The sequence below is a fragment of the Mesorhizobium sp. M4B.F.Ca.ET.089.01.1.1 genome, assembly GCF_004022605.1.
GTDB classification, from domain to species: Bacteria; Pseudomonadota; Alphaproteobacteria; order Rhizobiales; family Rhizobiaceae; genus Mesorhizobium; species Mesorhizobium abyssinicae.
Window position 1 is genome coordinate 1 of the sequence record NZ_RZOS01001089.1, and the last position, 725, is coordinate 725.

Annotated in this window: 1 protein-coding gene; it reads right to left on the reverse strand. The window is 60.7% G+C overall.

Features of this window, described 5'->3' with window-relative positions:
• Nucleotides 1-725 (reverse strand): DEAD/DEAH box helicase family protein (locus tag EN780_RS39335; RefSeq protein ID WP_189557088.1); only part of this gene is annotated, 725 nt, incomplete at both ends.

Below are 725 nucleotides of genomic sequence, written 5' to 3' on the forward strand. Positions count from 1 at the left end.
GTTCGAACAGCTCTGCATGCGGTGCGATCCCCGCAATGGTCTCCCACCGTTCGGCAAAGAAACGATAGGGTGTGGCGGAGAGGAGCAGAAGGGGCGGCGGCGCTGCGCTCTCTTTGCCGCGCAAGAGCTGCTTGGCCAGCGGATTATCGTCCTCGGGGCTGCGAACATGTCTATAGCACTGGAACTCGTCGAAGATGACGAGATCGGGCGGCGTGGACTCCAGTGCCGCATGCGCGAGCGCCTTACGCATCCGGCCCAGGCTATGCCCAGGCCTTGTGTTGTGAACGGCCTCAAGGATGGCGCGACGCGCGGGCATCCCGAACTCGGTCCGTAAGGCTCGCCCGTAAGAGGCGATGAACCTTTGCGATACGTGGTCGATCCGTTCTTCTGCCGCAGTGCATGCCGCTTTCCAACCGGAGGTAGCGCCGTTTTCGATGTAACCGTAGGGAAAGTCATTGGCGAGCCCAGGATAGATTCTGTCCAGTAGCAGGGAGATGAAGGCTCGCTCCACCGCTTTCCCGCCATAGAGCCGCTGTGACTTGCAGAAGGAGGTGTTTGGCGTGAATGCATATAGCCGAAGCTTCCGCGGCCCCGACGGCTCGAACGGAATGAGCCCGACGCGGTCGATTTTCGACAGGGCGGCATCCGCGCTTTCCTCATCGAGAAATCGGAGTAGCTCGGCCTTGTTCTGGTCAGCGACCTTGAGACCGCTGGTGATGTAGTAG